Genomic DNA, 4,620 nt, shown 5'->3' on the forward strand with positions numbered 1-4,620 from the left:
GGCGGCCGACGCGCCGTGCCGGAGGGCGGCGTTCAGCCCGGCGCCCGGGGCGTCCGGCAGGGGCGTCGCGCCCGCCCGCCGGGCCGCCGCCGCGACCCGCGGGTCGTCGGTGACGACCAGCACCCCGGCCACCGCCGGGCAGGCCCGCACCGCGGCGACCGTGTCGGCGGCCAGGGCCAGCGCCAGCGCCTCGTGCGGTACGGCCGGCAGGGCGCCCCGCAGCCGGCTCTTCGCGGCGGCGAGGGGTTTCACCGGCACCACGACGGTCCACCTCGGCTGACTCACACCGCCATCCTGCCAGCCGGACGGCGGTACCCTCTCTGGCCGGACCCGGGCCGAGCAGGCATGATTTCGCTGCGGGCGTGACCGGGCGCGGATCCGGCGCGGGGCGGGGCGGCACGAGGAGGCACGGTGACACGGCGGAGGCTGGGGTTCTGGCAATGGTTCGCCGTGGTGCTGGTCAAGCCGCTGATGCTGCTGTGGACCCGGCGGACCTGGCGGGGCATGGAGCACCTGCGCCGCGACGGCGGCGTGATCATCGTGCCGAACCACATCTCGCACGCCGACCCGCTGGTCGCGGCGCACTTCGTCTACGACTCGGGCCGCTGGCCGCAGTTCCTGGGCAAGGCCAGCGTGTTCCGCGTCCCGCTGGTCGGCTGGATCCTGCACCGGTGCCGGCAGATCCCGGTCGAGCGGGGCACCGTCGACGCCGTGCGCTCGCTCGACGCCCTGGTCGCCGCGCTGGCCGAGGGGGGCGCGGTGGTGATCTACCCGGAGGGCACCATCACCCGCGAGCCGCAGCTGTGGCCGATGAGGGGAAAGACCGGCGCGGCCCGGCTCGCGCTCGCCACCGGCGCCCCGGTGGTGCCGGTCGCCATGTGGGGACCGGAGCGGATCTTCGACCCCCGCACCTCCCGGCTCGACCCACGGCCCCGGATTCCGGTGACCGTGGTGGCCGGCCCCCCGGTGGACCTGAGCCGCTGGGCCGGGGCCACCCCGACGAAGGCCGTTCTCGAGGAGATGACCGACACCATCATGCTGCGCCTGCGTGACCTGCTCGCGGAGATCCGGGGCGGCACCCCGCCGCCCCTGTGGGAACGACCGGCCCGCCCGGGCGACGAGCGCCGGCCGGAGGCGGCGGCGTGAGCGGGCACGTCGCGGTGCTGGGAGCCGGCTCGTGGGGGACGGCGTTCGCCAAGATCCTCGCCGACGCCGGCCGGGACGTCACCATCTGGGCACGCCGGCAGCCGGTCGCCGACACGATCCGCGCCGAGCGGCGCAACCCGGAGTACCTGCCGGACGTGCTGCTGCCGGCCCGCGTCACGGCGACCGGGGACGCCGCCGAGGCGATCACCGGGGCCGAACTGGTGGTGCTGGCCGTGCCGTCGCAGACGCTGCGCGGCAACCTCGCCGAGTGGACCGGGCACCTGCACCCGGACGCCACCCTGGTCTCCCTGATGAAGGGCATCGAGCTGGGCACCACCAAGCGGATGAGCGAGGTGATCGTCGAGACCACCGGGGTGGCGGCGGACCGGGTGGTGGTGGTCTCCGGGCCCAACCTGGCCCCCGAGATCGCCGCCGAGCAGCCGGCGGCCACCGTGGTCGCCTGCACCGACTCCGCCCGGGCCACCCTGGTGCAGCGCTCGATCACCACGCCCTACTTCCGGCCGTACACGAACGACGACGTGATCGGCTGCGAGCTGGGCGGGGCGGTCAAGAACGTGATCGCCCTGGCGTACGGCATCGCGGTCGCGATGGGCTTCGGCGACAACACCCGCGCCATGCTGGTCACCCGGGGACTGGCCGAGACCGCCCGCCTCGGAGTGGCCCTCGGCGCCGACCCGCTCACCTTCGCCGGCCTGGCCGGGATGGGGGACCTGGTGGCGTCCTGCTCCTCGCCGATGGCCCGCAACCGCACCTTCGGCGAGCACCTGGGCCGGGGCGCGACCCTGGAGGAGGCCCGCGTCGCCACCCGGCAGACCGCCGAGGGGGTCAAGAGCGCGCTCTCCATCCGCGACCTGGCCCGGGCGCACGCCGTGGAGATGCCGATCACCGAGCAGGTCGAGCTGGTCTGCCACGAGGGCGTCGACCCGCGGCTCGCCGTCGACGCCCTGATGAGCCGTACGACGAAACCGGAGTGAGCGAGATGATCGAGCCCCAGCAGCAGGGCGACGGCCCCGCCGACGGCACCCGCTGCGTACGCGCCGGCCTGCCCGCCCCGGTCCCCGGCCAACCGTTCCTGCCCGGGCCGGTCTTCGCCGCGCCGTACCACCTCGACCCGTGGGCGGGGCCGGCGGCGGCGCCGGACGGCTACGGCCGGCCGGACAACCCCACCCGGCGCCTGCTGGAGGCGGCCATCGGGGAGCTGGAGGGGGGCGACTGCCGGGTCTTCGCCAGCGGGCAGGCGGCGATCACCGGCCTGCTGCTGACGGTGCTGAGGCCGGGGGACACCGTGGTGCTCCCGTCCGACGGCTACTACTCCGTCCGGGCGTTCGCCGCCGGCACCCTGGATGGTCTCGGCGTCCGGGTGGTCCTGGCCCCCACGGCCGGTCCCTGTCCGGCCCTCGACGGCGTACGCCTGGTGCTGCTGGAGACGCCGGCCAACCCCGGCCTGGACGTCGTCGACATCGCCGACGTGGCCGCCCGGGCGCGCGCCGCCGGCGCCCTGGTCGCGGTCGACAACACCACCGCCACGCCGCTCGGGCAGCGCCCGCTGGACCTCGGGGCCGACGTCGTGGTGGCCTCCGGCACCAAGGCGCTGACCGGGCACTCCGACCTGCTGCTCGGCTACGTGGCCACCCGCTCGGCCGAGCTGCTGGACGCGGCGACCAACTGGCGCAACGTCACCGGGTCGGTGCCCGGCGCGTTCGACGCCTGGCTCGCGCACCGGTCGCTGGCCACCCTCGACCTGCGGCTCGGCCGGCAGACCGCGAACGCCGAGGCGCTGGCCGGGCTGCTCGCGGGGCGCGCCGACGTGACCGGGGTGCGCTGGCCCGGGCTGCCGGGCGACCCGGCCCACCCGGTGGCGTCGGCCCAGATGCGCCGGATTCCCGGCGTGCTCGCGTTCGACCTGGGCGACGCCGAGCGGGTGGCGAGGTTCCTCGACGCGGCCCGGCTGGTGGGCGCGGCCACCTCGTTCGGCGGCCTGCACACCACCGCCGACCGGCGGGCCCAGTGGGGCGACGACACCTCGCCCGGCTTCGTCCGGCTCTCCTGCGGCGTGGAGGACCCCGTCGACCTGGTCGCCGACGTGGCGGCCGCACTCGACGCCAGCCGCTGAGCGTCCGACACGGGCGGGCGGCGACGGGTGCCGATTTCCGTCCCGCCGCCGGGGGCGCGGTGGGCTATCGTGTGCGTGGCCCCGCGCCGGGCCGTCCGTGGCCCCAGGCCTGGCCCCGAGCCGGGCCGTCCGTGGAGACCCAGGCCGGGCCCCGACCCGAGGAGGTGAGTCCGATCCACCCGACAGGCAGGACCGACGCTCCCCTCCGACGGCACGCCGGCTGATTCCGGCGGCCCGGGAGCGTCGACGAGCGTTCCCGGAGGCCCTTGTGACCGTTTCCTTCCAGCCCGACCGGCCCGCCCTCGTGCACCGGCTGCGCGCCGCCGGCTGCGTCTACGCCGAGGACGAGGCCGACCTGCTGATCGCCGCCGCGGACTCGCCGCGGGCGCTGGCCGACCTCGCCGACCGCCGGGTCGCCGGGCTGCCGCTGGAGCACCTGCTCGGCTGGGCCGAGTTCTGCGGCGAGCGGATCGCCGTCGACCCCGGCGTGTTCGTGCCCCGGGCCCGTACCGCCCTGCTGGTCGACGCCGCCGTCGCGGTGACCGGCCCGGCGGCGGCCGTGGTGGACCTGTGCTGCGGTTCCGGCGCCACCACCGTGGCGCTGGCCCGCCGGCTCGCCCCGCGTTGGCTGGCCGCCGCCGACGTCGACCCGGCCGCCGTGGCCTGCGCCCGGCGCAACCTGGCCCCGCTCGCCGTCCCGGTCTTCCACGGCGACCTGTACGAGCCGCTGCCCGCGCGCTGGCGGGGGAGGCTGGACCTGGTGGTGGCCAACGCCCCGTACGTGCCCACGGCGGCGGTGGCGCTGATGCCGCCGGAGGCCCGGCTGCACGAGGCGCCGGTCGCCCTCGACGGCGGGGCGGACGGGCTGGCGGTGCTGCGCCGGGTCGCCGCGGGGGCGGCGCGCTGGCTCGCCCCGGGCGGCCACCTGGTGGTGGAGACGAGCGAGGCGCAGTCGGACGCGCTCTGCGCGGCGCTGGCCGCCGTCGGCCTGCAACCCACGGTGACCCGCGACGACGACCGGGACGCCACCGCGGTCACCGCCCGCCGCCCCGGCTGACCGCGCCGCCCCGGCCGGTCCGGCTCGCGTGCCGGCCCGGGGTTGGCCTGTGTCCCGGCGGGGTGGGCTTGTGTCCCGCTGACCGGCCCCTTCGAGGTGGGACGGGCCGAGAGCGCGGGGGTTCGGTTCCCGTGCCGGAGCCCGTCGTGACCCGCGCGTCGACGGCCCCGCCGGCTCCCAACGGCGGGACCGCCGACGGCGCGGGGGCGGGGGGGGCGGCGGGCCGGGGCGGCCGCGCCGGGGCGCGGGGGCGGGGGGGGGCGGGGGGGGGGGCGCGCGGGCT

General features: G+C 77.7%; 4 protein-coding genes and 1 pseudogene. 4 read left to right on the forward strand and 1 reads right to left on the reverse strand.

Going from position 1 to position 4,620, the window contains the following annotated elements; genetic code table 11:
* Positions 1–285, reverse strand: a pseudogene (locus ACWENR_RS29765) (2-phospho-L-lactate guanylyltransferase); the annotation flags it as partial.
* 126 nt (positions 286–411) lie between these two features.
* Between ACWENR_RS29765 and ACWENR_RS29770 the strand changes: the two are divergent.
* From ACWENR_RS29770 to ACWENR_RS29785, 4 genes are all read left to right on the forward strand, one after another.
* Positions 412–1,146 (forward strand): lysophospholipid acyltransferase family protein, encoded by a 735-nt coding sequence (locus ACWENR_RS29770; RefSeq protein WP_452280269.1) that lies wholly within the window; start codon positions 412–414, stop codon positions 1,144–1,146.
* Positions 1,143–2,141, forward strand: coding sequence for an NAD(P)H-dependent glycerol-3-phosphate dehydrogenase (locus ACWENR_RS29775; protein ID WP_452280270.1), 999 nt, complete (start codon positions 1,143–1,145; stop codon positions 2,139–2,141). Before ACWENR_RS29770 ends, ACWENR_RS29775 begins: the two co-directional genes overlap by 4 nt.
* Positions 2,142–2,146: 5 nt before the next feature.
* Positions 2,147–3,280 (forward strand): cystathionine gamma-lyase, encoded by a 1,134-nt coding sequence (locus ACWENR_RS29780; RefSeq protein ID WP_452280272.1) that lies wholly within the window; start codon positions 2,147–2,149, stop codon positions 3,278–3,280.
* Between the two features lie 268 nt (positions 3,281–3,548).
* Positions 3,549–4,337 carry a putative protein N(5)-glutamine methyltransferase gene (locus ACWENR_RS29785; RefSeq protein ID WP_452280271.1) on the forward strand — a complete coding sequence of 263 codons (789 nt, stop codon included), beginning with the start codon at positions 3,549–3,551 and terminating at the stop codon, positions 4,335–4,337.
* The last annotated feature ends 283 nt before the right edge of the window (positions 4,338–4,620 follow it).

The sequence above is a fragment of the Micromonospora sp. NPDC004336 genome, assembly GCF_053602615.1.